Source organism: Paenibacillus glufosinatiresistens (assembly GCF_031470375.1).
Classification (GTDB): Bacteria; Bacillota; Bacilli; order Paenibacillales; family Paenibacillaceae; genus Paenibacillus_AQ; species Paenibacillus_AQ glufosinatiresistens.
This window is the reverse complement of record NZ_JAVFHT010000012.1, coordinates 68,925-94,843: the sequence shown is the minus strand read 5'-3', so window position 1 is coordinate 94,843 and position 25,919 is coordinate 68,925. Positions and strand designations below refer to the sequence as shown.

General features: G+C 55.7%; 23 protein-coding genes, 1 pseudogene and 1 CRISPR repeat array. Of the genes and pseudogenes, 7 read left to right on the top strand and 17 right to left on the bottom strand.

From position 1 onward, the window contains the following. The first annotated feature begins 126 nt into the window (after positions 1–126). Positions 127–1,506, top strand: a complete 1,380-nt coding sequence (locus tag RBI05_RS13640) for an MFS transporter (RefSeq protein WP_310551505.1) — start codon at positions 127–129, stop codon at positions 1,504–1,506. Positions 1,507–1,655: 149 nt separating this feature from the next. Here the strand turns inward: RBI05_RS13640 and RBI05_RS13635 are convergent, their stop codons facing one another. From RBI05_RS13635 to RBI05_RS13580, 12 genes are all read right to left on the bottom strand, one after another. Next, complete coding sequence (locus RBI05_RS13635; protein ID WP_310551504.1) at positions 1,656–2,591, bottom strand: DUF6602 domain-containing protein; 936 nt, start codon at positions 2,589–2,591, stop codon at positions 1,656–1,658. A gap of 45 nt (positions 2,592–2,636) precedes the next feature. Continuing rightward, positions 2,637–3,437: a type III-B CRISPR module RAMP protein Cmr6 gene (gene cmr6 / locus RBI05_RS13630; protein ID WP_310551503.1), complete on the bottom strand. Its 801-nt coding sequence runs from the start codon at positions 3,435–3,437 to the stop codon at positions 2,637–2,639. After that, positions 3,434–3,856, bottom strand: coding sequence for a type III-B CRISPR module-associated protein Cmr5 (cmr5, locus tag RBI05_RS13625; protein ID WP_310551502.1), 423 nt, complete (start codon positions 3,854–3,856; stop codon positions 3,434–3,436). Before cmr5 ends, cmr6 begins: the two co-directional genes overlap by 4 nt. Next, complete coding sequence (gene cmr4, locus RBI05_RS13620) at positions 3,853–4,830, bottom strand: type III-B CRISPR module RAMP protein Cmr4 (protein ID WP_310551501.1); 978 nt, start codon at positions 4,828–4,830, stop codon at positions 3,853–3,855. Before cmr4 ends, cmr5 begins: the two co-directional genes overlap by 4 nt. Before the next feature lie 17 nt (positions 4,831–4,847). After that, positions 4,848–6,125: a type III-B CRISPR module-associated protein Cmr3 gene (gene cmr3, locus RBI05_RS13615; RefSeq protein WP_310551500.1), complete on the bottom strand. Its 1,278-nt coding sequence runs from the start codon at positions 6,123–6,125 to the stop codon at positions 4,848–4,850. Continuing rightward, on the bottom strand, positions 6,109–7,968 hold the full coding sequence (gene cas10, locus RBI05_RS13610) for a type III-B CRISPR-associated protein Cas10/Cmr2 (protein ID WP_310551499.1): 1,860 nt from the start codon (positions 7,966–7,968) through the stop codon (positions 6,109–6,111). The genes cmr3 and cas10 overlap by 17 nt, the downstream gene beginning before the upstream one ends. Then, positions 7,935–9,332, bottom strand: coding sequence for a type III-B CRISPR module RAMP protein Cmr1 (cmr1, locus tag RBI05_RS13605; RefSeq protein WP_310551498.1), 1,398 nt, complete (start codon positions 9,330–9,332; stop codon positions 7,935–7,937). The genes cas10 and cmr1 overlap by 34 nt, the downstream gene beginning before the upstream one ends. Before the next feature lie 183 nt (positions 9,333–9,515). After that, positions 9,516–10,698: direct repeats of the CRISPR family, unit length 33 nt; unit sequence ATTTCAATCCACGCACTCCATACGGAGTGCGAC. A gap of 158 nt (positions 10,699–10,856) precedes the next feature. Continuing rightward, on the bottom strand, positions 10,857–11,288 hold the full coding sequence (hepT, locus tag RBI05_RS13600; protein ID WP_310551497.1) for a type VII toxin-antitoxin system HepT family RNase toxin: 432 nt from the start codon (positions 11,286–11,288) through the stop codon (positions 10,857–10,859). Beyond that, entirely contained in the window at positions 11,285–11,731 is a 447-nt protein-coding gene (gene mntA, locus RBI05_RS13595; RefSeq protein ID WP_310551496.1) for a type VII toxin-antitoxin system MntA family adenylyltransferase antitoxin, read from the bottom strand. Before mntA ends, hepT begins: the two co-directional genes overlap by 4 nt. Positions 11,732–12,342: 611 nt before the next feature. After that, positions 12,343–14,772: an RNA polymerase recycling motor HelD gene (helD, locus tag RBI05_RS13590; RefSeq protein ID WP_310551495.1), complete on the bottom strand. Its 2,430-nt coding sequence runs from the start codon at positions 14,770–14,772 to the stop codon at positions 12,343–12,345. Positions 14,773–15,069: 297 nt separating this feature from the next. Then, positions 15,070–15,651: a hypothetical protein gene (locus RBI05_RS13585; RefSeq protein ID WP_310551494.1), complete on the bottom strand. Its 582-nt coding sequence runs from the start codon at positions 15,649–15,651 to the stop codon at positions 15,070–15,072. 100 nt (positions 15,652–15,751) lie between these two features. Continuing rightward, the gene (locus tag RBI05_RS13580) at positions 15,752–16,447 is read right to left on the bottom strand and encodes a YjgB family protein (protein WP_310551493.1); all 696 of its coding nucleotides are present in this window, start codon (positions 16,445–16,447) and stop codon (positions 15,752–15,754) included. Between the two features lie 138 nt (positions 16,448–16,585). On the opposite strand from RBI05_RS13580, the gene RBI05_RS13575 reads away from it, so the two are divergent. Then, entirely contained in the window at positions 16,586–17,101 is a 516-nt protein-coding gene (locus RBI05_RS13575; RefSeq protein ID WP_310551492.1) for a GNAT family N-acetyltransferase, read from the top strand. A gap of 122 nt (positions 17,102–17,223) precedes the next feature. On the opposite strand, the gene RBI05_RS13570 is transcribed toward RBI05_RS13575, so the two are convergent. The 5 genes from RBI05_RS13570 to RBI05_RS13550 form a co-directional block, all read right to left on the bottom strand. After that, positions 17,224–17,625, bottom strand: a complete 402-nt coding sequence (locus RBI05_RS13570) for a hypothetical protein (RefSeq protein ID WP_310551491.1) — start codon at positions 17,623–17,625, stop codon at positions 17,224–17,226. A gap of 45 nt (positions 17,626–17,670) precedes the next feature. Continuing rightward, positions 17,671–18,756, bottom strand: coding sequence for a hypothetical protein (locus RBI05_RS13565; RefSeq protein ID WP_310551490.1), 1,086 nt, complete (start codon positions 18,754–18,756; stop codon positions 17,671–17,673). A 149-nt stretch (positions 18,757–18,905) separates the two neighbouring features. Then, positions 18,906–20,759 (bottom strand): ribosomal protection-like ABC-F family protein, encoded by a 1,854-nt coding sequence (gene abc-f / locus RBI05_RS13560; RefSeq protein WP_310551489.1) that lies wholly within the window; start codon positions 20,757–20,759, stop codon positions 18,906–18,908. Between the two features lie 428 nt (positions 20,760–21,187). Then, on the bottom strand, positions 21,188–21,985 hold the full coding sequence (locus tag RBI05_RS13555; RefSeq protein WP_150458007.1) for a hypothetical protein: 798 nt from the start codon (positions 21,983–21,985) through the stop codon (positions 21,188–21,190). Next, positions 21,982–22,968 (bottom strand): L,D-transpeptidase family protein, encoded by a 987-nt coding sequence (locus tag RBI05_RS13550; RefSeq protein ID WP_310551488.1) that lies wholly within the window; start codon positions 22,966–22,968, stop codon positions 21,982–21,984. Before RBI05_RS13550 ends, RBI05_RS13555 begins: the two co-directional genes overlap by 4 nt. 234 nt (positions 22,969–23,202) lie before the next feature. On the opposite strand from RBI05_RS13550, the pseudogene RBI05_RS13545 reads away from it, so the two are divergent. The 5 genes and pseudogenes from RBI05_RS13545 to RBI05_RS13525 all read left to right on the top strand — a co-directional run. Then, a pseudogene (locus RBI05_RS13545) lies at positions 23,203–23,652 on the top strand (VOC family protein); the annotation flags it as partial. 48 nt (positions 23,653–23,700) lie between these two features. After that, positions 23,701–24,192, top strand: coding sequence for a GNAT family N-acetyltransferase (locus RBI05_RS13540; protein ID WP_310551519.1), 492 nt, complete (start codon positions 23,701–23,703; stop codon positions 24,190–24,192). A 100-nt stretch (positions 24,193–24,292) separates the two neighbouring features. After that, the gene (ytxJ, locus tag RBI05_RS13535) at positions 24,293–24,619 is read left to right on the top strand and encodes a bacillithiol system redox-active protein YtxJ (protein ID WP_310551487.1); all 327 of its coding nucleotides are present in this window, start codon (positions 24,293–24,295) and stop codon (positions 24,617–24,619) included. Continuing rightward, a complete protein-coding gene (locus tag RBI05_RS13530; protein ID WP_150458004.1) occupies positions 24,616–24,852 on the top strand; it encodes a glutaredoxin family protein in 237 nt (78 codons plus the stop codon). The genes ytxJ and RBI05_RS13530 overlap by 4 nt, the downstream gene beginning before the upstream one ends. Positions 24,853–25,045: 193 nt before the next feature. After that, on the top strand, positions 25,046–25,807 hold the full coding sequence (locus RBI05_RS13525) for a glycerophosphodiester phosphodiesterase (RefSeq protein WP_310551486.1): 762 nt from the start codon (positions 25,046–25,048) through the stop codon (positions 25,805–25,807). The last annotated feature ends 112 nt before the right edge of the window (positions 25,808–25,919 follow it).

Below are 25,919 nucleotides of genomic sequence, written 5' to 3'. Positions count from 1 at the left end.
AGCCTGTCCTGTGCGGGTGCGGAAGCTCCGCCAATCCGAGGATAGCGGCTGAGTCTGCGGCTGGCGGTCCGGCTGAAGTTGTGGGTTCGGTTCGTGGAATGGGCCCGGCTCATACTGTGGGGCCGGATGATACGGTCGGTTCTGCTGGATCATTTCGGTTCTGTACTCCTTTTGTCGATTGATAGTCTGCTAGTGCTATATTTCATCGTTTGCTCTATTTCTATCGGGAAATTCTGTGAATTTCATGAATCCCGGAACTCAAGAGAGGATGTCGTTTCATTGAATGAGAACAAACCCTCCGTGCTCCATAACCGCTCGTTCCTGCGCTTATGGATGGCCCGGATTTTCTCCACTACCGCTTTTCAAATGCTGTCCGTTGCCATCGGCTGGCAGATGTACGTGCTCACGGACAGCGCTTTTCAGCTCGGCCTCGTCGGTCTGGCCCAGTTCCTGCCCATGCTGCTGCTGACGCTCCCGGCGGGGCAGACCGCGGACCGCTACGACCGCCGCACCATCGTCTATGTCTGCCAGTTGGTGGAGTGCGCAGCCGTCATGGTCCTCGTTCTCGGCAGCGCCCAAGGCTGGATCGAACCGGTCCATCTGCTGATTGCCGCCGCCCTGCTCGGCGCTTCCCGCACTTTTGAAGGCCCGGCCTCCGCTGCGCTTGTGCCGGACATCGTCGATCGCGACCAGCTGGCGCAGGCCTCTGCCTGGTCCGCTTCGGCGATGCAGACGGCGATGATCGTCGGTCCGTCGCTCGGGGGCGTGCTGGTCGTCTGGGGGACCTCCGCCGCCTACGTCGCCTCTTTGGTCGCGCTTGCGGCTTCGGTCGTCCTGATTCTCTTCGTCAAGACCGTGCATTTCGTCAAAAAACTGGACGCCGTCAACATGGACACCTTCCTCAGCGGCCTCCGGTTCGTCTTCGCCCGCAAAATCATCCTCGGCACGATCTCGCTCGATCTCTTCGCCGTCCTGCTCGGCGGCGCGACCGCCCTGCTGCCGATCTTCGCCGAGGATGTCCTGAAGACCGGCTCGCTCGGTCTCGGTCTGCTGCGGTCCGCACCGGCCGTCGGCGCGCTGGCCGTATCGCTCGTCCTTACCCGCGTCTCGCTGGAGAACGCGATCGGCAAGACGCTGTTCGCTTCCCTTGCCGTCTTTGCCCTGGCGACGGTTCTGTTCGGCGTCTCCACGAACATCTGGCTCTCGCTGTTCGCCCTGTTCCTCACCGGCGCTTCGGATGTGGTCAGCGTCGTCATCCGCTCGACGCTGGTTCAGGTCAACACGCCCCAGGATATGCAGGGGCGCGTCAACGCCGTGAACTCGCTGTTCATCGGCACCTCGAACCAGCTCGGCGAGTTCGAGTCCGGCACGATGGCCGGCCTCGTCGGCGCCGTCCCGGCGACCGTGATCGGCGGCATCGGCACCCTCGCCGTAGCCGTCATCTGGATGTACGGGCTGTTCCCGGTGCTGCGGGGACTGAAGACGTATACGGTGGAGGAGGGGTAATCGGGCTGGCTCCCGGTTGCTGAATCCATGGGCTGGATGAAATAGAATAACAGTCAATCACCCCCTATCCAGCGGATAGGGGGTGATTGTTCTGAAAGAAACATCAGGAAGCTACCCTGAATTGTTTTGTCGCAAACTCCTTTACAGAGCTAAGAGGAGTGTATGCCCTTCTTCTTGCGTCTAGTTACAGGCTTGGGCTGAAAGGGAAGTTCAATCCGATTAAACATTTCTGCATAGGCACGGTGCGGGAATAAGAGCGGATTATTAATGAGCATTAACAACTGGTTGAGTTGAAATGTAAGTGTGAGCAATGGAATCTCATTTCCCTCTTCCTCTGCCTCCCATACTTTCAACTCATTCATAGATCTCGTCTGAAGCTTTTTATTGATCTTCGCCCTATTCCTAATCGGAAAAGAAGGTTCGTTATGATTCAGCTCGTTAATCCAATCTGCAATCGTATCTTTGCCCGGTTCGCTCACCAACTCTACTTTAAGCCGGCTTCCCTCCGGTTTAATCAGAATATCAAAAGCTTTTCGTTCTTCCGTTAATATTCTCTTCGATGACATGTGGCATAGAATTCGAAGAGGACGTGTGGCAGTCTGAGTTGTCGTTCTGTCTATCCAGTCTCCATTCAGATCCTTATAGTCCATCTCTCCACATAATATCGCTGTTGCAGTCCGACTAATGCCAGTAAATGATGTTTTTAATCGGGCAATACTCTCCGCCCACTCAATTACGCCACTGATACCGGTACTTTTGCATTGTATTACCACGGATACGGCCTCGATTGGAATATATTTCATCTGCCCGTTTCTGAATATATATGGAGTATACTGCTCATCAAAAATCGCCAGGTCTACCTCATGGGAAATACAGCCCTCCGAATCGATAATGAAAACAGACCGGGCTATCGAGAACTTTCTGGGTACCATCTGCTCGAACATCGACATCCAGATATCTTCCCTGAATCCCCCGGTCGTCAAATGATGCTGAGAACTCATATTCAATTGTTCAACAAGGGACTGCTCCCAATGAACATAATTCATTTTCACTTTGGCGATAGCCAAATCGTCTTGGTTCTGCATTGTATCTCTCCTAACTACCTTCAGATAATCTTTCCCTATCGATTCCTACGCAAATAATCCGTAACCGGATGATGTCTTTCCTCCTAATCCCAGGCTCCCTAAGGCAGCTTTGACAATTCTCTCTGCCACCGGCAGCCAATCTTCCACTCCCTCTGCAATTGGATCAAGTTCCAGCCGAAAAGAGAACGAACCTTGTACCGCCAGAAAATGAATCGGAACAGGAGAATCATCGTCTCGCGGTGCATCTTCAGGTCTCTCAGACCGGAAGTTACCGTCGATATCCGACTGCATGTTCTGATATTTCCGGTGATGCGGCGTCAGCACATCCAGAGTCAATACTCGCTCGGCCGATGCTGGCGTTGGCCAGGCATCTTCATAATGAATAACAGCAGATTGGTCATTGTCGCCAAATAACATTTTATAGTAAGCCCCATCCTGTAAATAAGAAGAATTTTCCCTTCCTAATATCTGGTGACAGTAATGAGATGCTGCTCCTTTGATTGCAGTCCCCGGGAAGTAAGGGAATCCATATACCGGATGAAGTGAAACATGCGTTTCCAGCACCGAGGATTGTCCCTGACCGACAACAGCGGGTGCTTGGCAATCAAGAGTAAATATTGTAATTGGGCCAGCACCGATTGCTAGTTCTGCCTTCCTTTCAAACAGCGAATTGTATCTGGCTTCGTACCATTCTATCCACTCGGGATCTTTCCAACTCGTCTTGTAGATTTCAATGACTTTCTTATAGAACTCAGAACGATTGTCTTCTTTGTTGCTGATGACTTTCTCAAGTCTATTGTTTGCGGTTCCATCCACCGATTTGGTCATAAAGAGATAGGGATTCATTTCAGTTCTCCTTCCGGATCACTTGATGCTTCCACTCGAAGGATGGCTTCCGCATATCGTTTGAACCACACAGAGGCAGCTAATGCCTGTCTCGTTAGCATTCGATAGTTACTAGCATTTGACGAATCGTTGTTAGCAGCTTGGACAAGAGATGAATTTCTAATATCCAGTGCTTGGCCAAGATACTTCAAATACCGTTCATAAGCTTTATTTCTTGCTGTGCTTCCGTCCGCTAGAGAAGCTGTTCCCGCCTTAGCCTGATAGTAAATCGCAGTCAACCGTAACCCGTTCAACCGCACCATTGCCGGGAACTGATGACAGATGGAACCGAAGAAATTGGCTTCAGGTGTATTCGGTGTTAGATCAGTTTTCATGGCGCTAAAAGCAGCCTCCGCGTAACGCTGCTCGCTGGAGATCATCGAACAATCCCCCCTTTGCTAAGCAAATAACGTACTCTCCCCTTGCCAACACTGATGTTGGCGCCGATCTGAAGCACCAGATTCTCTTCCAGTTTACTCATGATCGCGTCAGCTGTAATTTGGGACTTTGTATAAACCTGATCACACCAAAGCAGGCCGTAAAATATGGCTTCCGAAGGGACATATTCCTCATACCACAAAGCGCCGTCCATTACCGTCTTCGTATCTGCCTGTATCCGAATTCGAGGCGTAATCTCACTGCACATGGTGACAAAATAATGAAAAGCTTCATCGGAGACAACGGCAAGTCTCCCTTTCCAGCTTAATCGGCTTGCTCCAGCTTCGTCTTCAGGAAAGAGTTGTTCGGCGCACCAATTCGCCCATTGATCCAGCTCTGGCGAATGCCGGGGTGAAAATCTGAACTCATCCAGCCAGATATCATTCGTTTTATCTTGCTGAGTTACCTTTTCGTCAGATTTATACGCCTGCAGCTTGCTATCCTGGTATATGTAAGCAACCTGAGTATTCACTCCCAACTGCTCTTCCATGTTCGCTATACCGGGATCAACCATCTGAAATCCCGCTGCCTCTCCGTCACGCATCATTCTTCGCAGTGCCAGCGGGCAAGTCACATACGCGAATATACCGTGTAGACTTGCAACCGGAAATGCCAGTAAACGGCCATCCGTAATTACCAGCGCACCTGCTGCTGATTCTGATACGTCTGAATACTCATCATCAGCAGTTCCTTCCGCTGCACGCCCAAATGCAGCTTCCACCCAATCGGAAGAATAATGATTAGAGCGCTGACAGTACCGCCGCTGTACCCCTTTCATCCCGCTGCCAGGCAAATATGGCCACTCCGTGGTGCGTTCACGAATAATCGGCAAATCAATATCCCCCACTCCTTGTCCCGTACCAATATGAACAGGTGAAAGGCAATGAACAAAATACATACTCGCGTCTGAGCTCATGGATTATCTTCCCCTTCTTATTCAATTCCCCACATTGCCAATCCAAACCCGTCCTCCCGATCAAGAGGGCCTTTGCGTCGGCGCGTATCGGATACGGATGCCAACCAATGTTCGGCCAAAATTCCCGCATTTCCCTCAAGAATCTCAAAAATATAGACGCTCCCTGCAGGCACCATACGCCGGACCGGCTTTTCCCGTCCTTCTTCCGCCGTACGGCTATAGCTCCAGCCCGATATGGGTTGCGCCCGATTTACACAGGCCCACCGTAAGCGAAGCCGAAGGTTCGGGAGTTTCATATCATCCGGATACCAGTTGGCGAATAAGTTTTGATTGGTTATAGAGTCAGCGTCGATCCAGCGCGGTCTCCAGCCTTTCAGAAAATAGGCAGGAGTTACAAGCGTCATTCGCAACAAACTGCCCGTCACTGCTCCACGCAGTCTTTCTGCGAGTTGGTCTGGACATTGCCATGGCGACAATTGTTCGTTCGGCCAATCCAGTTCCTGAAAAGAAGAGAGTCTACGCTTTCCCCCCATACTGTGCAGGCCTTTAAAAGTTATAGGAAATTCATAGTCTTCCATATCAAGGGATACAACTAGAGAAACGCCCTGTCGATATCGCAGCGCCTCCGTAGAGAAGAGCGCTCCTTCCAGCGTGTTTCCTGTACTCCCTTCTATGGCGTTATGTATCCGCTGTTCTTTGACAAATGGTTGGAGGAATGGAGAGTTAATCGGTGCGGCCTCATCATGCTTTTTCCCCGCTTGCTCCTTGGCCTCCCCACGAAGCCAATTCCTCCAACGTTGCAACTCATGTTCCCATTCCTCATCCGAAAGATCGTTCAAGAGTTCGCGGAACATCCAATCCTCGCGGACATAGGCCGGGCTATCGAAGTAGGGCTTGCCGTGAAAGTTCACGATGGGAGGTTCCAGTTCCATTCTACGACTTCCTTCAACCTTCATCCCGAAGTACCCTTCTCCATGACGAAGTGGCTCAGGCCGCAATCTTTCGGTCCTCGGGCAGCCCTTCTGCTCATAAAAAATACGGTCGGCAGGCATCGGGTAGTATATGTGCCCCTTCCATTCCAGCAACGGTCCGGCAATGCGGACCCGCTTTAAGATATCCGAAGTCGTTCCTTCCGGCAAAGAACCAAGCCTTTTGTAGAGCCAGGTTCTCAAGCTGCCCGAAAGCATTCCCGGTGACACTCCATCCATGCTACGGGCCGATACTCCAGGTGTCGCATCGAAAGGACGCCCATCACGGGGCATTAGCGGGTCAAGCGGCTCAATACGCAACAACATCACGATCCACCTCCATCTTGGTGAGTGTAATGGCCAGCATTATCTCTTCGGCCAAGCTATGTAACCGATCCACTCCTGAAGTCCCGTACTTTTGAAATAGCCACGCTACCCATTCGCTTAAAGAAATTTTGTCGCCTTCTTCACCCTGAACGGGGACCTGATCCAGACCTTTTTTACGGAGCAGCCGATTTAATTCCTGAACAATCACTTCCTTATTTTCTTTGCTACTAGGGCCACTTCCAATGCCGGGCACATTGTGAAGACGCTTTGTATACGTGTCATGCAGCAACCGCGTATCATGGGCAAGCTGTACGGAAATTTGCTTGTCCCGGTATAATTGCTTCCATTGTCGCAACCTTACCACCGGTTCTTCAGACCAAGGCAGGGTTACTTGCAGCTGATTGCTGCCGCTGCGCTTCTGCACATGCACGAATAGGCTGTTTCGTTGCCGTTTTGCTCCGCGTTCAGCCGCTTCAGCCAATTGTCTCACTTCGCCGATCGGCTCCAGCATGTGGGCGATCACCAGACCGGCGGATAGCGATGGCTGTATGGAAGAATCGTCATCCTGCATAATTCCAGCAAAATTCTGACGGAGTTCATCAACAGCCTCCAGGCAAGTGTCCAACGGAAGCAGAGCCATACAATCGTCGCCTCCGCCATAAATGAATTGGCCACCATTTTTCTGAATAACTATTCTGGAACCCGCTGCAAATTCCGAAAGACGTTTCGTCCATAACCGGTGACCTTCAAGCGTGCGGACTTCTCTCAATCGATCCCCAATTCGATCTCCGTCACACAGCAAAAAGGCATAGTAGGGCGAAGGAGCAAGGGCGTACTGGCTCGACCACTCCAGAATATGCCGACGTAACTGCTGTACTAACTTTCGGGGTTCTTCGACCGTCTTGGAACCATACTCATTCACCATGTCTTCCATTTGCTGCGGATAAAACAGCCTGGCGTCAAAATCGGATGCCTTCAGTGCCGATGCAATTTTCTCAGGAAGCTTTAAGTTACTCTTCTCCATGATTTGCAGTAACGAGCTATAGAGTTCACTTGCCTTCTTCTCCAGTTCCGGCTCATCCATCAATCGCATGCGGAATGGCTGAAATGCCAAATCGCATACAGATCTAAACGTTGACTGGCCATCATCGACATCAATAATCCGATTGCTTAATCGTTTGACCAGCGACACAGCGTCGAGCGTTTCGCTCTTACTTATTCCATACCGCGCATAATCTTTATAGCGTCTTTCCTTTAATACAGATTCTCTACCGGGATTCAGTGAAGACTTTTTATCGCCATAGATCTGAGATGGTTCATTCTGTCTGAAATCTCGCAATGTCTTTCGTCCAGCCAGTATTTGATTGACCCGCTCCAGTGTCACAGAATATGAGTCTGCATCCGGCATCGGTGCCCACGCCGCATTAAACTCGACGAAATCTTTGATCTGGCGTCTCCACATTTCAGTTAGAATTAGGCCCTCTCGGTCCAATAACTTTTGGGTCCTCGTTGCGTAGCAATTCCAACGTTCCAGTACTGCTTCATGAATCTGTTCTAGCAGAACAGAGGGATTGGGATGAGAGGTCACTCCAATAATCTTGTTGGCTACGGGCAGACGTTCTTCCGGACGCTGGTCATTGAAATCTTCCATTTCTCCAGCGAAAAAGGGCATCACCAGTTCACCCTCCTGCCGAAGTCGCAACGCTGCCGCCCGACTAAGCTCAGAGAGCAGAAATGAACCAAACCACAGATCGCGCGTTTTGCGGGCTTGAGCAATGAAGTCCTGTACCGGGCCCAGTGAAATAACAATCAGCGTTTGTTGTTTCTGAAGGATTTCTTCCAATTCTGCACCTCCGCACTGCACATAAATCCAGCCACAGCATCCGGCCCGCTGTCTTTAAGCGGGTAATGTGAACTGATGAAATGCTTGGGATAGATATGCTCTGGTAATATCCTGGTTTTTTCTAGCCTTTGGTCAAAATCTTTAGTCCGAGTGTGCATAGACATTTTTCGATCGGGTACACGCTTCAGTCGCAGCGATTTTAAAGGCGGCTGAAGCAGACGAATTATCGCGCCATAAGCTCTATCCTCACTTATAGCCAAGGGCTTAAGAATTAACGGAGAGGCAAGGCGGTTTTTTTCAGGATCTTCGTGGTTAAGTTCAGTTTTCAATGGTTCTTGGCCTGAAGATGAAGAGTCATCTTTAAACTGGAATATTATAGGAAGACCAAATTGCGCACGCGGGAAGGCAATATTAGACTTTTCATCAAGAGAAAAGGGAAGTTTATGCTTTTCGCTCTTCCAGTCTGTAATTCTCCGTATAGCATCCGGCTCAGGCCAATGCGTGCGTGCCTTTGGGGTGTTTCGTTTTTGCCTAAATTTGAAATATAAACGAATAGTATCTCCCCAGACTATATTCGTCGTTGCTGGTTTATCCTGAATAGCTAGCCCCTGCTCTCCATCACGAAGCATTGCTAGGACAGGCCATTCGCGTGATTCATCCGGCATAAGACTAGGTAATTTCTCCAGCCAGTCATTGGCCCATTTCCGGACTTCTATAGCGTTCCACCCATTGTTCATATTTGGTGAAAAGTCCGGACAGTATAGACTTCCGCACCCTCTACGCGTTCTTGCTCCGACTCCTCCAAAATTACACCAAGCCCACAATGCAAATTGGATTTCGTACCGAACCTCCTCCGCAGATAAAATGACCAATGGTTCTTTCGATCCAGACGAATAAGCCACGGAGTCTCCATAATCTAAATGCAGATCAAAACGCCGCCTTCTCTGCTCGTCAAACGCAACAGCACTGCTGTCCGCTTTATCCTTTTGCTTGTATGGAAATGCGACATAAGAATCCATTCGGTAGAGACTTGATTGCTTGACAGATGCATACATAGTGACACTCATTCGGAAGGGACTCGGCAATGAGGTGTCACCAAATATTAGTCTTTCCCGAGCCTTCAGATCCCCAGGAGTACGAAATTGTGCTCCCCGGGTTGCTCTCCACCAAAATCGTAAATGTCCCCGTACTGATGTAGCCCTAACATCCCCCACCTGGGTTAGATCAGTGCTCGTACCGGTCAAAACAGCCGCATTCACAATAGTGAAAGAGTAGGTTTGCCGACGATACTCCTGGGCCTCGCTAGCCCGCTTAATTTGTTCTTCCAGCTCCTGCAACGGAGGCGGCTGAATTCTCACTTTCATCACAAACCTCCTTCATCCTACAAAATATCCACTTTATTCTGAATTTCCAACTTTATACTTCTTTTGTCGCATCGCTGTTTCCTCCTTAAGCCAAAAAAAACACCTACATAAAAAAGTAGGTGTAATGAAAATCGTAGAATTTATGACCTAAATAACTACTATATCTCTCCGCCGAGCTGGGCGATTTCAATCCAGGCACTCTATACGGAGTGCGACGCTGAGGATCGCTATGATTACGGGGCAGTATTATATGTTTCAATCCACGCAATCCATACGGAGTGCGACGTTGCGGCCGGCTTAAAGCTGTTAGGGATGACCGAAATTTCAATCCACGCACTCCATACGGAGTGCGACGCGACCCGCTCAACCAGTTCAACACCGTTGCATGATTTCAATCCACGCACTCCATACGGAGTGCGACTCCGCTTCTGACTGAAGCTTCCGAGCTGATGGGTATTTCAATCCACGCACTCCATACGGAGTGCGACCGTAGCCGTTACAAGTTTTATAGCCTCCGTTGCATTTCAATCCACGCACTCCATACGGAGTGCGACCTACGGAATTCGTCTTGCCTTCCCGTTCCAGGAGATTTCAATCCACGCACTCCATACGGAGTCCGACAAAGGTTCATTACTGCGACGCTGACCGGGCGGAAATTTCAATCCACGCACTCCATACGGAGTGCGACCCACGTCGCCCGTCTATGTAAGTCGCGCGCTCAATGATTTCAATCCACGCACTCCATACGGAGTGCGACGCACAGTCGGGTGGACACGCTGTCCACGGTTGATGTATTTCAATCCACGCACTCCATACGGAGTGCGACGCTGGACACAGAGCGGATGTATCAAATCATTTACAATTTCAATCCACGCACTCCATACGGAGTGCGACCAAGCTGTCGTGGACTTTTTCCAGTCGCTCCCCGGATTTCAATCCACGCACTCCATACGGAGTGCGACCGGAGTCCATCCGGACCGTCGATACCCTCATGAAATTTAATCCACGCACTCCATACGGAGTGCGACAATCGAGAACAACTTTTCTTACCATACACCGAAATTTCAATCCACGCACTCCATACGGAGTGCGACCATAACCCGCAGGTGCATCGTTAAGCATAACCCGATATTTCAATCCACGCACTCCATACGGAGTGCGACGTAGATGGGTTAAAAAAGATTGGAGAGGATTTGCAATTTCAATCCACGCACTCCATACGGAGTGCGACTCTCACTTTTTGGTAGACGCCGGTCCATGCGTTTATTTCAATCCACGCACTCCATACGGAGTGCGACGTCGCGTATCGGCTCGGCCGTTGGATGCAGGTGCTATTTCAATCCACGCACTCCATACGGAGTGCGACAGCAAAAAACCAGCCGATTGATCCCCGCGAAGCATCAATCGGGCGCTTTTTCTGCGACTATCATATCAAATAAATCTGCGTGCTCTAATGACAAATTCAAGAACAGCTCGGATTCGACAGCATTCGTCGAATTTCGAGGTGCGAAGGACCCGGTAATTTCATGGGAGCTTGGGGTTCGCACCATGCGCTTGTGCTTTTAGAATCGCCGCAAATTCCGTGAAATCCGTCAAATGCTCTTCCAAAATCGCCTTAAGAATGTCCAACTGAACGGCCTGGTAATCGTGAACGGCAATATTACGGAAGCCAACCATCGCCTTAAGATTGCGAGCCAATCCCTCGGGAATCACCCCTTCTTGCAGCAGGATGTCAAAAGCTTCCCGGCTCGCCTGCGGCACACCCGTTCCAAGCTCCGCCACCGTATGCATCGCCAGATCGATGCAAGCTTCACAGCATCTTTGCAAGTTCAGGATGATGGAGTCCTGCTTCGTGTAATGGTGCAGATTCCGTTCGTCACCCGCGTACTCCTCATGGATTCGTTTCAGGCATCTGCGAATAACTTCGGTTTTGTTGAGCAGAATGTCTCGATTCATGTCCGTCCCTCCCTCATCCGGTTCTGGATGATCTCGCTTCTTTCTGCATTGAGCATGGCGTATTCCTTCAGGGATCGCATAAACAGCAGCTGACGCTTTAAAGCATCCGTCTCATAGAGCAAAATACCGCCGTCAATGATCTGTGCGCGAAAGACCGGACTCGCCTGTTCAAAATCAACCAGATCTACTTCCCGCCCCACCACATCCGCGAGCGTGGCGGCAATTTGAAACCGTTCATAGGCCCCGGGCCGATGGCAGTTGGGGATATACGCCAAATCCAGATCACTGTCCGGACGAAACGTCCCCTTGGCCGCTGAGCCGAAGAGCATTATGGATGCGGGAGCCACTGTCTCGTTAAGAATCCGTATGATGGCCTCGATCTGAGCAGGACTCAAGTTGACGGAACCTGGCGCTTCATGCTCGAGCTGGTTGATTCTTTTCATTCGATCCCTCCTTCGGCATCTGGTCATCGGCCGGCAGACTCCTGTGAATTACTCTGTGCTGCCATCATATATAATAAAGCCGACTCACTTGCATCTTCGGTTTTAGATTTATCATATCACGATTCCATTTATGCCCTCCATATGGAGTGCTACCTTACTGGATTGGGATGGACACGAGAGCCGAATGCATTTCAATCCACGCACTCCACACAGAGTGCGACAAACGCCCAGGTTGCCGACTGTGTGGTACTGGAATAATTTCAATCCACGCACTCCATACAGAGTGCGGCGTTGTGTATGGTGCAAACTTCAAGGAGGTCTACGTATTTCAATCCACGCACTCCATACAGAGTGCGACAGCGAAAAACCAGCCGATTGATCCACCCGAAGCATCAATTTGGAGCTTTTTCTCCCCCTATCATATCAAACAAATCTGTGCGCCCGGTTGACAAATTAGAGAATAACTTGAAATCGACAAAGTTCGAGGAAATCCGAGGTGCGAAGGACTCGGGGATTTCATGGGAGCTTGGGGTTCGCACCAGGCGAGCCTGGTTCGCCTGGTACGATTGAGAGAGGAGAGCAAGGCCCTTTGCAAGGGCCTGCCCCTCCATTCAGCGGCTCTCATACAACTCCGCACTCACCCCATCCAGCAAAGGGGTCCAGTCTCCGTCCGTATACAGCAGCAGCCGGTGCATCGCGCGCGTGCAGGCTGTATAGAACAGCTTGCGTTCGCTCTCGCGCCCGTATACGGCAGGAGAAGCGTTGTAGATCAGCACGGCGTCGAACTCGATTCCTTTGGCGAGGTAGGCGGGGATGACGACGGTCCCTTTCTCAAAAGCGAGCGTCTCCTTCGTCACGAGCCGCAGATCCTCCCTTCCTTCGTTCGCCAGGGCTTCCAGCGCCTCGCGGCTCTCGGCCGCCGTCTTGGTAATGACGGCGACCGAGCCGAAGCCGGCGGATTCCAGCGCCGCCAGATCGGCTGCAATCGCGGCGTTCCGTTCTCCCGCGCCGGTCCGGCGCACCACACAGGGCTTGCCGCCGCTTCGGTCAAAGGGGATAATCCCTTCGCCGCCGGGAAGCAGCGCCCGGGTGAATTCTACAATCTCGCGCGTGGACCGGTAGCTCCGCAGCAGCTCGATGATACGGGTGTCCGCCTCCCCGTAGAGACGGAGCAGCGGCGAATCCGCTTCGTTCAGGTTCGTCGATTGCGCGAAGATTGCCTGGCCGAAGTCGCCGAGGACGGTCATACGGGCGCGGGGGAACAGCCGGCGCAGGAACCGGTACTGAAACGCCGAGTAGTCCTGGCCTTCGTCCACGAAGAGATGACGAACTTCGGTGTTCGTGCGCACGCCTTCGACCAGCTCTTTCAGATAGAGAAACGGCGTCGCATCTTCATGGAACAGCCCGCCCTGCTCCAGCTTCTCCAGCGTCTGCGCACAGATCTCCGGCCAATGCCCGGGAACCCCGGCCGCACCGGTTAGGGTCCGATAAGACGCCTCTTCCGTGAAGAGCCGGGCATACAGCCCCGCCGCATCCACGAAGGACAGCCGTCGGACCTGACGGCGGAGCGGCTTGAATTTTGCATGAACGATCAGCTTGCGCAGAAGTTCTTCTTCCTGCTCCGCAAAATCAAACACCTCCGCCTCTCCCTGCTCGGTGCCCTCCAGCTCACCGTAGGCTTCCAGATACTCGGTTGTAAAATCAAATACCGGCCGGTCCCGCCGGTATTTGCGCAGCAGCTCGCCGGAGACGGCGTCATACTGGTCTTTGTCCAGATAGTCCAGCTCTTCTTCCACCCAGGACGCCTCCCGCTCCTTCCGCTCCAGCTGTCCGAGTCTGCGCAGCAGCCACTCGCGAAGCAGCGCAATGCGGTTCGGAAGCCGGACCGAGGCGTCTCCAGCGTAGAAGCGGGCGGCCATTTCATCCGCTCCGATCAGCACCCGGCCGTCCAGACGCAGATCGAGGAAGCACATGCCTTCGGCCGCTAGTCGGTCCGCATAACCCTGGAGCGCCTCCAGATAGGCCTCCGACGCTTTGTAGCGAATCCCCGCCAGACGCGCTTCGTGCCCCGGTTCTCCCGCAGCGGTCAGAAGGTACTCCATCTGGTCGAACGGATCTTCCATCCGCCACTGCTTCCCGAGTCCGTATTCCAGATACTCCTGGAAGGTCGTCTGCTGCATATTCTCTTCTCCAAGCTCGGGAAGCACGGTCGAGACGTAGCTGTTGAACAGCGGGTTCGGCGAGAACAGGACAATCTGATCGGCCCGGAGCCGGTCCCGGTGCTTATAGAGCAGGTAGGCGACCCGCTGGAGCGCCGCCGAGGTCTTCCCGCTGCCCGCCGCGCCCTGGACCACCAGCAGCCGGCTGTGGTCGTCCCGGATTATGGCGTTCTGCTCCCGCTGGATCGTAGCGACAATGCTCCGCATCCGGTTGTCGGCGTCCTGCCCCAGCACTTGCTGCAGCAGCTCGTCGCCGATGGTGACGCCGGTATCAAAAACATCCAGCAGCCGCCCGTCCCGGATGCGATACTGCCGCTTCCGCTTCATGGTCCCTTCGATCCGCTCTCCGCCCGGTGTCTCATACGCGCAGGGGCCCGGCGAATAGTCGTAGTACATGCCGGCTACCGGCGTGCGCCAGTCATAGATCAGGAAGCTCATTTCGTCCGTGCCCAGAAGAGAAGCAACGCCGATATATATCGCCTCTTCGCCGCTCTGTCCTGCCTCCTGAACATCAATCCGTCCAAAATAAGGCGAGGGCGCCAGCCGCTTCAGGCTGTTCCACTGACGCCGCCGCAGCTGGTGGCTGCGCTCCCGTTCCGACAGCAGCGCTTCCTGCTGCCGGATGCTGTAGAACGTCTCTTCGAAATCTTCGGGCGTACTGGCATTCACCGTCACTTCTTCCCAGAACCGCTTGCGAAGCTCGGATGCCTGCTCGCGCAGGCCGCCGACCAAGGGCTCCAGTTCGCCGATTCGCTCCTGAAGAAGCGCCTCGACCCGCTCCAGCCGACGTTCCTCTTCCACCCATTCCTGTTCTTCAACCATCCTGCCATCACGCTCCCCTGCAATTTGGTAAGGCATGGCCGGGTCCATTTGACAATCGCGATCCACCGTGGTATGATTAAATTGTAATTAAGATGGTCTTTCTATGTCCGATTGAATAAAATGTACCCATAGCCTTCCCATGATAGCATGGGGGCGGGATTTCTGCAAGGAATCTTCAGCCCCTCTTGGGCGGCGCTGAAACCATAAACAAAGACCCCGGAAACGGGACGCTGAATGGAGCGTCCGCTTCCGGGGTCTTTGCATTGACATCCTAACAGGAGCAACCCGGACGGCGCTCTAGACGCCGCTGTCCTTCTCGTGCCAGCCCTTCGCTTCCGCGCTCTCGGTAATATCCGAGAACACCGAGCGCCACGATGTGCCGAGTCCGGCCTGCTGATCGGCCTTGATTCCGGAATAGCGCTCGGCCAGCTTCTGCACCGCTTCTCCGCCGATCGTCGCTCCGATGGCCTCCTTCTTGCTGTTCTCATCCCAGAGCACATGGAATTCATACCGCTGAATCTCCGGGAAGAAGCGCTGAATACTCCAGGCATACTCCGCGATGGAACGGTAAATATCTTCCTTGATCGGAGCCGATCCGGCCTCCGGGATGAAGCTTAACCGAAGCGCGTATCCTTCCTCTCCGCTCTCCAGCTTGAACGTTTCGACAAACCGGAACGACACCCCCGTGAAGCGGCTGATGGTTTCGGTCATCCATTCCGTTCTCGACTCCTGCGCCGCCGCTGCGTTCGGAGCGGATGCCAGCGGAGCGGCGCTGGGGATGGTCCGGCTTGTGTTCCCATTGGAGTCGGAACAAGCCGCCAGAAGCAGAATGGCGGACAGCCCCGCCGCAGCGAGGATTCCTTTGGTGATTGCTGCCATAGGCACCTCCTTCACCCCCTTTTCTCCATGTTACTAGAAGAAACAACACCGGCACGGTTCTGAAGCCTGTATTCCCGGCTTCGAACCGCACCGGCATCTTCTATCCCGCCATATTGTTGAACGAATCCTTCTCCGAGAAGACCGAGATGTGATCGACCTTCCCCGTGGATTTCGGGATGGCGAATTTCAGCTGATAGCCCTCTTTCGCCTGATAAATGAGAATCTCATCGTCTCCGCTTGTCGTGATGTTGTCCGGCTTGCCGAGCGCTCCCTCCACCTGCTCCCGGGTGAGCGCCTGCACTTCGGACGAGCTGGACCTTACATCAAAGATCCGGCTGCCTTTGTTGAAGCCGATGGCCGCTTTCTTGTCCGTATAAGTGGCGTACATGCCTTTGCCCGCCCAATCTTCACGGTCGGGCTCGCCCCAGGCGGCTTTGACATCGTCGATCAGGTTGTCGTGGACGGCGAATTCGATGCCCGGCGCCTTGCCCTGCTTGGCCAGGGCCAGCATTTCCTGGAGCTGCGCGCTGGCATCCCTCTGACCGGAGTCGGCGGTCTCCGGCTCCGTGGAGGCCGGCGCCGCCGTAGCGGGAGCTTCGCCGCCGGCCGGAGGCATGCTGGCGGCAGGCTGCAAGCTTGCTGCCGGCGAAACCGCCGGAGCGGCTGTGGCGGACGGACGCGCCGAAGCTCCTGCAGGCGCGTTGTTTCCGCCGGACGAGCAGGCGGTCAGTCCGAGCAGTCCCGCCAGCAGAAGCCCGGCGGATAGGGTTTTATATCCATGCTGTCGAAGATTCATCTCATTCTTCATCTCCTTTGTTCTCTTACAGACGGTTCGGCGCCGCCAAAGGTTGCCGCGGGCGGCGCCCGTTTGATCTGTCGGCGGGCTTTGCGGTATGATGTTCAGCAAGTTCAATGAGGAAAGCAGGATGCCGGCATGTCTATTTTATTCGATCAGGTATATGAACTGATGGAGCTGTCCTTCCCTCCGTCCGAGTTCCGGACGCGCCGGGACCAGGCGGCTCTTCTGGACGATCCCCGCTACCGCCTCCTTCCGGTCCGCCATGAAGACGGCGCGCTCGCCGGCTTCATGGCGGTCTGGGAGCTGGAGACGTTCCGGTTCGTCGAGCATCTGGCGGTGCATCCCCGGCTGCGCGGGCAGAGAATCGGCGAGCGGCTGCTGACCGGTTATATCGGGGAAGCCGGAGGCGGACCCGTTGTGCTGGAGGTGGAGCCGCCGGAGGGCGAATGGCCGGAGCGGCGGGTGCGCTTTTACGAGCGGCTCGGGTTCGTCCTGAATTCTTATCCTTATGTTCAACCTCCGCTGCGCGAAGGGCAAGCGCCCTTGCCTCTCATGCTGATGAGTTATTCCGCACCGCTCGCAGAGCCTGACTATCTGCGCTTCCGGGACTCGGTCTACCGCCATGTGTACCGTCAGCCCGCTAAGATGTAGGCCCCGAGCCCAATGGGTCCGGACCGGCGGATGCCCGTTGGATCTGCCGGCGGCGCAAAGTTCATATGCAGCACAAAAAGGAACCGGCCCAGGCCGGTTCCTTTGTACGTGCAACCCTTGTCCTACTGCTGCATTCCGCCGCGTCCCGAAATCGAAGAACCGATCTGCGAACCGGCCGAAGAACCGAAAGACGGAGCATTGAAGGAAGGCATCCCGAAGGAATGCGCGCCGATTCCCTGGCCTCCGAACGCCGGCTGGTTGAAGGAAGCGCTGGACTCGATCTGGCGGCAGATCTGGGTCACCTGCTGAAGCTGTTGAATGGCTGTATGATGGCCCTGCAGTGCGGTCTGAATCGTCTGGGCCGCTCTGCGCTCGCGGTCGGCCAGGTCGTTCAGCTGGGCGGCGTTCTGCTGCTCCTGCTGAAGCATTTGCTGGTACATCTGGCTGGCCTGGTGAGTCTGATTGATCAACTGCTGGATGAGCTGCTCGCACTGCTGAATCTGGCCGGACAAGTTGCTGTTCAAGATGTGATTCCTCCTCGGAGTGGGAAAGTAGTGTAACCGCAGTTATTATGGTTGAGGCGCGCCGGAGCTATTCATCAGATTAACCGTGATTAGCTCCGCTCCTCCGCTTGGCCGGTATTTAAGCAGCCAGAGCTGATTGCCGCGGTACCCCACGAATCGAACACCGGAAGGAGTCCCAGTGAAGGCATGGGCAACGATTAGATTCGCCTGCTGATCGTACTCTTCAAGCTGTCCGGTCTCCGAGTTCATCAGCATCAGCCGATGATTGAAGTAATCGGAGGTCCAATTCGAGTCTATGGAAGAGAAAGTCTTGGTGAGCTCTATATTCACCTTGCCGGTCGGAAGCGCATATCGGGTATAAACCGGATTCGCCTTATTGACATCAATGCCTCCGGGACTGCCTGCAATGCTTGAGCGGGTAACCACCAGTTCCTCCCCTTCAATCCTTCCGCTAGTGGTCAAATTCCACGGCATGGATAGAGTATAGGAGCCTCCGGAAGACAAATTCAGCACCCGGTACAAATCACGCTCCTGAACAAGAGCGCCTCCCCTAAGCTTCAGCACCGCATAAGGGAACTCCAGCCATACCCTGTCCACCGCAACATCCTCATAACGGCGGCTATCCTCTTTCAGGGCATAACTTACCGTCCGGGAGGCTTTGAACCAAGGCGCTTGGTAGAAGAACAATCGGTCTGAACAGGCTACAGCCAACTCCTCCTGATGATTGGCAGCAGAGAAAGTCCAGGCGACTTGCTTCACTTGAGAGTTCAGGACAATCCGGGTGAAGACTTGTGAGGATAGTATCTTTCCTTCCGTAGAAAGTACAACTTTTCTAGGATGGTTATTTTCAGAGGTAATAATGATGATTTTATGGGGGTTAGTGAATACCCGGCTATCATAGATGGCCGGTAGATCCAGCTCCCACTTTATAGTGTTACGGGATAAATCCAACGCCTGAATGCGGTGATCGACCCGATCGATGAATAGAGTTGTCGAAGCGTCCAGCGAGCACACTTCCGTGCTCTTATCCAACAGGCTTTCGGAGAACAGCGGAGCGGCCCCTGCCAAGCCGACAAGCACCCACAGCGAGCCGAACCATAGGACGACGATCATCCCAACCGATTTCTTCAATTCTGTTCCTCCTCTTCTTATAAAATCAGAGAATGCCCTAATGGGCATCCTCTGGCTTCGATGAGACTTCATAGAATGAAGCAGCTCTTTCGTGACAACAGCCTTATTCTATATTTTGGTAATCATTTAAAACATTGGTTCACCCTTGTCTAGTCGGCATTTCTGTATCCGGGCTGCCCCCGCAGCGCGTCAATCTCCCGGCGCAGCCGCGTCATCTCCCGCAGCAGTCCGTCATTCTCTTCCTCGCTGCTTAAGGCCTCGCTCTGAATGAGCTGCGCCAGCCGCAGCTCCAGCCGGCCGGCCTCGTCGGCCCGGACGCGCTCTTCGTCCGGCAGCGAGCGCAAGGCTCTGCCTTCCTCATACTCCCGCCAGCCGCCCGGATACAGCACCGGCTCCCGGCCGGGGGAGAGCAGCACCAGCCGGTTCGCCGCTCTCTCCAGCAGATAGCGGTCATGAGTGACGAGCAGCAGCGCTCCCGGATACGACTGCAGCGCTTCCTCGATCACCTCGCGGGTGTCGATATCGAGATAGTTGGTCGGTTCGTCCAGAACAAGCAGATTGGCCCGGCCGAAGTACAGCTTCAGGAAGGCCACCCGGCATTTCTCGCCAAGGCTCAGGGAACCGATCCTCTTGAAGACGTCTTCTCTCGAGAACAGGAAGCAGCCGAGCAGCGTCCGCGCTTCCGTCACCGTCATCCCCGGCAGGTCAAGAAGGCTGTCCAGAAGGGTGGTCTCCAGGTCGAGACCCTCCAGCTCCTGGGCAAAATAGCCGACCGCCGCCTTCGGATGCCGGGTGACCGTGCCGGATGCCGGTTCATAGACGCCGGCCAGCAGCTTCAGCAGAGTTGACTTGCCCGCTCCGTTCGGACCGATCACAGCCGCCCGGTCGCCCCGGTTCAGCGACAGGCTGAAATCGCACAGGATCGTCTCCCCGCCCGGATAGGCGTACGAAATTCGGTCCGCAGCCACCAGCGTTCCCGCCTCAAACGCCTCGCCCGTGAACGCGACGTTCAGCTTGGCCGCTTCTCTGGGCCGGTCGGCCCGCTCCTTGTTCAGCCGCTCCAGCGCCGATTCCTTGGCATGCAGCCGGGAGACGTTCTTCTTGGCTTTCGCCTTGAGAAAAGGATCCTGCCCGGCGGCCCGGTGCGCCTGTTGGAACCACTCGGAATAGCGGCGGATGCTCTCCTCCAGCTTCTTCTTCTCCGCCTCCTGCTTCCGCCAGGCGATCTCCTGGGTGCGGGCCTCAACGGCCTTCTGGGCCCGGTAATCCGAGTAGCCGCCGGGATAGCGGCGGCAGCCATCCTGCCGGAGCTCCAGCACAGCCGTCGCCGTCTTGTCGATGAACGCCCGGTCATGCGACACATACAGCACCGTGCCCGGATAATCGGCGACGAACTGCCCCAGCCACTCCATCGTCTCGGCGTCGAGATGGTTGGTCGGTTCATCCAGAATCAGCAGCTTCGGCTGGCGGGCGAGCAGCGCCGCGAGCTGGACGCGCGTCTTCTGCCCGCCGCTCAGCGCCGCATAGGGCCGGAGCCAGTTCTCCGGTTCAAGGCCCAATTGAACGAGCGCTTTCTCCGCAGCCGCTTCCCAGCCGTATCCGTCCAGCGCCGCATATTGGTCGAAGGCCGCTCCGTAACGCTGCACAGCTTCTTCCTGCAGCTCTCCGCCTTCCGCCATAAGCGCGGACCACTTCTCAAGCTCGCGCTTCAGCGCGGCCAGCTCCGGGTTGCCCGCCAGCACGCAGCCGAGCGCACTGATCCCTTCCTCCGGCTGGAGCTGCTGGGCCAGCAGGCCCCACTCCGAGCGGGGCAGCTCCCGGTGAATTCTTCCTCCATCCGCAGCAAGCTCGCCGGTCAGACAGCGAAGCAGCGTCGTCTTGCCGGTGCCGTTGCGGCCCAGCAGCGCCAGCCGCTCGCCTTCCGCTACCTCGAAGGATACCTTCTCGAACAGGGGCTTCCCGTTCCATTCTTTACGTACATCCGTTGCTCTAATTATCATCATGAACTCATCATCTCCCGTTGCCTGCTGTTCCAGGCATACTAAAAACCGCAGCGGATCACCGCTGCGGCCGGGATAAAGCGTATGCGCCGAAGACAAGCCGGCCGAAACGAAGGGCATCCTTCCGGGGCGGCAGGGCCGCTTACCGGAATACCCCGGCCGCAAAAGGCGGCAACGGGGAGATTCCTCTCGTTGCAGGTACAGCTTCCCGAAGACATACGTATCCCTGACCGCCGCCCTGCTGGGCGTACTCGGACCTTGGCGCCCACGGCGCCGGTCTGATTCCATTCGGTGGGAACACGCATTAGTTCTTCATGTCTTCGGTAAGTCCTCCGGATTGTCCGTAATTTAAAGCGTTATCCCGATTATACAGGCAGAAGCTGGAGATTGGCAAGGCATCATCTCCCGGAACGGTCCCTTAATCGACTGCGCTATTCCTTCGCCGGACCGACGAGCGGAGGCAGCGTCTTCAGATACCCCGCCTCCTTCAGCCGGTTCTGTACGATCCGGTCCATGCGTTCGGTCACGTAGACGCCCGGATGCATCGCCGGCTTGACCCGCAGCCAGTAGAGCAGCCGGATGCCGCTCCCGTCCTTAAGAGTCAGCTCCATTCCGACCGAATCGGCAAGCCGGGCCTTGCGCAGCTGATCCGGTCGGTAAGAGAGACTCAGGAAATCCGCCAGGAATTCTTCCTGCTCCTGCGCTGTGAGCTTCACGGCTCCGTCCTTCAGCGTCACAGCCTGCACGCGGCCTTCGATATCCATCAATTCGCCCACCGTCTCCGCCTTGGGGTTGAGGGAAGCTTCATACACCCGCAGTCCCTGCGGGGTCTTGGCGAGAATGCGGAAGGAGGAGGCGTAGCCCTGGTGTTCATAAAGCTCCGTTCCTTCTTCCAGATAAGACGCATTGCCGTCCACCGATTCATAATCGGAGCAGGCCTGCCCCGACAGCCGGTAATTGACGCTTCCCAGCCGTTCGCCGGGCAGGATGCCGGTTCCCCGATTCGCATCCTCGGTATACGAGTAGAACACCCCGTTCAACCGCACGAAATCCACATACTCGACTTCGGCATCCGGACAGCCCTGCACCGCCCTGGCGATCGTGCTTGCCGGACCGGAAGAACCCGAGCAGGCGGACAGCAGCGCCAGCACGGCCAGCATCAGCACCGGCAACAGGAGGGCCCCAAGACGCTTCGGTCCCTGCCTCCTGCCTCCGCATTCTTTCTTCATAGCTTCAGCACCGCCGTCTTGCTGGCCGAATTCCAGGCAGCGTCTCCGCCGAGCAGCGCCGGAAGAGCCGCCAGCGGCACCATCAGGACGCCGTCTTCATAGAACGAAGAAGCCGGCAGCCCGTAGTTCCGGCCTTCTGCCGCGACCGTGCTTCCCAGCGGCAGATGCGCAGCCGTCCGTCCGCCCCGGGTGACGGTCAGCGCCCCGCTGTCTTTGCGGCCGAGTACCGCGCCGGCCGCTTCAGCCGCTTCCCGAAGCGGCACGAACACGCGCCCGCCGGCAATCACGAACGGACGGTCCGCCCCGATCCGGCTTGCGCCGATCTGGAAGCTGCCGGCCACGGATTGCCGGTCCAGCTTGTATCCGGCCTTGACGGCCAGCGCCTTCATGGATTGCTCCGACGAGACAATGACGACCCGGGTTCCCTTCGCAATCTTCGGGTACAGCCAGCGGATATCGTCGTTGTGCATCCGGATGCAGCCCGCGCTGACATGCTTGCCGATGGACGACTCATTATTGTTGCCGTGGATGGCATAGGTGGTTCCGTAAGTATCGTTCACCTGAAGGCCAAGCCAGCGGTCTCCGAGCGGATTCTTCGGGTCGCCGCCTGCGATATGATCCTTATAATAAGGCCGGTTCTTGATTTTGCTGACGATCGGGAAGCTGCCCTCCGGCGTCAGCGCCTTTGTTCTTCCCGTCGCCACCGGGAAGGTTCGGATTTCCTCCCCGCCGCTGAACCAGGCGAGCCGGTTGGTCGTTTTGTTCACAATAATCAGATCCCGGGACGGTCCGGCTGCCGAAGCGGCGGAAGCCTGCGGCCATTCCGCCTGCCCGAACAGACCCGCCAGCACCAGCAGCGCCAGCGCCAGCCGGCCGGCAATCCCCCGCAGGCTGAGGCCGGACGCTCCGCAACTCCGGTTCCTGCCGGCTCTTTTTCCGGACCGGTTCTCCGGCAGTCTCATTTCCGTTGCTTGTTGGTTCAACTCTTGACGCCTCCTTCGCTTCTTGCCATGCATTTCCTCTCTTATCCAAACGCGGAAGATGGAGGATAGTTGCAGGAGAGAGCTTGGCCTGCGGCAAATTTTTTGAGCGGAAGAAGATTGGTCGGGCCAGAGACCTCCGTTCCGCAGCGCAGAAGAGGAGTCCGGGAACACGGTCTCGAATAAGGGATCGGAAGGCAGAATGAACAGGTTCAACATCCGCGAAGGGGGACCCTTATGATTAAAGGATTATACGAAGCCCATTTACCCGTCCAACATCTGGACGTGTCCGTCGCCTTCTATTCCGGCTTGGGTCTGAAGCTGGCCTGGCGAGACGAGGACACAGCCTTCTTCTGGATCGAAGAAGGCAAGAGCTGGCTGGGCTTGTGGCAGGGAGAAGCGCCTCTCACGCCTTATCATCCTTCGCTGCGCCATGTGGCCTTCAGGGTTACGTATGCGGATTTGAAGAAGGCGCTCGGCTGGCTGGCGTCCATTGGAGCAGAAGCGGTTCCGTTGGGTCGAAGAACGTCTGTTCAGCCCTTTATTCGTCCGAATCAGGGCAACGCCTCGGTCTATTTCGACGACCCGGACGGCAACAGTCTGGAACTCATGTGTGCGGTGGATGTGCCGGATGAGCTGAAGAAGATTACGGAGAAGCTGTCTTTCGGAGAATGGGAGAGCCTGTTGAAGAAGCGCCGCCTTACAGAGACGGAAGCCGGGCAGGAGACGGATTTCATAGCGCAGGAAGAGCATCTGGACGAAGGACGGCGGCGCCAGCTGGCCCGGCTGCTGGTCGAAGTGGTGGCAGACGGCGCTTCCGTCGGATTTCTGCCTCCGCTCGCCGAAGCGGAAGCCGATGCCTATTGGCACAATGTGCCTGCGGCGAATGTGCGGCTCTGGACAGCCTGTCTGGACGGGGAGATTGTCGGCTCCGTCCAGCTTCACCTGGCGGAGAAGGCCAACGGCCTGCACCGCGCGGAGATCGCCAAGCTGATGGTGCATCCGGGGGCGCGCCGCCGGGGGCTGGCGCGGAAGCTGATAGAGACGGCCGAGAACGCCGCCCGGGCCGAAGGGCGCTCCCTTCTCGTGCTGGATACGCGGGAAGGCGACCCCTCCAACCGGTTATACCGTTCTCTCGGTTATGAGGAAGCCGGAAGAATTCCGGATTATGCCCGGTCGGAAGACGGCCGCCTGGACGCAACTGTGCTGTATTTCAAGCGGCTGTGAATTCTTTAATTTTGAAGTTTGCGGCTGAAATGTGCTACAATCGGAAGCATCTATTCAACCGCAATTCCCAATCGCAACTCTAATTCAGGAAGGTGATTGTATGGCACTTACCCAGCTTCATTCCCAGTCCGATCTGCAGCAATTCGTCGCCCAGCCGGGCAAGAAACTGTTGTTCAAGCACAGCACAACCTGCCCGATCAGCGCCAAGGCGCACCAGGAATTCACCGCTTACCTGGAGAATCATGATACGTCAGCGGCAATTGTCCACGTTATCGAGGACCGCCCGCTCTCCAACGCCATTGCCGAAGAATTCGGCATCAAGCATGAATCTCCGCAGATCTTCCTGCTGGAAGACGGCGAAGTGCGCTGGAATACCTCGCATTGGAAAATCACCCGCGATTCCATTCAGGAAGCGGTTCAGGCATGAGCGCGTCCGTCATTGTCTACTCGACGGAAGGATGCAGCGACTGCGCCAAAGTGAAGCGCATGCTGGACAGCGAGGGCGTGTCCTATGAAGTGCGGGACATCCTCGCCGATGAGGCATATCAGCGCGAGGTGGAGAGCCTCGGCTTCATGGGCATTCCGGTTACGGCAGCCGGCGGCAAGGCCGTCAAGGGCTTCCAGCCGGAAGCGATCAAGAACCTGATCGCCAGTCTGTAGAAGGCCCGGCTTTGCCCCTTATTATCAATCCTCCCCTGCCCTGCGCGGGCTGCATTCGCGTCCTTTCGAATGCAGCCTCGCCGGTCAGGGGATTTTTCATTTCGCGGCGCTCCTGTGCCTCCCAATTCGCCCGCTGGCAATTCCGGATTCTCGTAAGCATAGAATGTACAGCTTGCGACAAAGAAGGAGGGCGATGATCATCACCAGTCCGATTATCAACTTTGCTCACCGGGGAGCGTCCCGCGAATGTCCCGAGAACACGATGGCGGCCTTCCGCCGCGCCGCGGAGCTTGGAGCTACGGGCCTGGAGACGGATGTGCAGATGACACGGGACGGCCGGCTTGTCCTGATTCATGACGAGAGGCTGGAGCGGACAACTAACGGCAAGGGCTGGGTCAAGAATCACACCTGGGAGGAGCTTGCCGGGCTTGACGCAGGCAGCTGGTTCAAGGGCGGCGCTTATGCCGGGGAACGCATCCCCCTGCTGGAAGATCTGCTGGAGCTTGCGCTCGGCAGCCGGCTTGTTCTGAACATTGAGCTGAAGAACGGCCGCTGCTTCTATCCGGGAATGGAACAGAAGGTCATTGCCGCCGTCCGTGCTTGCGGGCTCGGCAGCCGGACCGTGATTTCCAGCTTCAATCACTACTCGCTTGCGCTGTGCCGGACCCTGGCGCCGGAGATCGGCACCGGCATTCTCTACTCGGAAGGCCTGTACCGGCCCTGGGCTTATGCGGCTTCGCTCGGCGCCGGCGCCCTGCATGCCGAGTACCGCACGGCTCTGCCCGAGCTTGTCCGGGAAGCCGCCGCATGCGGAGTCGTCTTCCATCCGTGGACGGTGAACGAACCGGCCGAAATGTCGGCGCTCATCGAATCCGGCGTAGCCGGCATTATCACGGATGAGCCGGGCCTGCTAAGCGCTCTGCTGGAGCGCCGCCTGAACCCCGCTCCTCCCTGAATCGGCTGCCGGAGCCGCTGCGGCGGAATGATCGCGCGGATTTCCGCTTGTTACGTCTCCAGCCAGAATAAGGCAAGATGCTCCGGGCATACTACTTCATCATGACCGACCT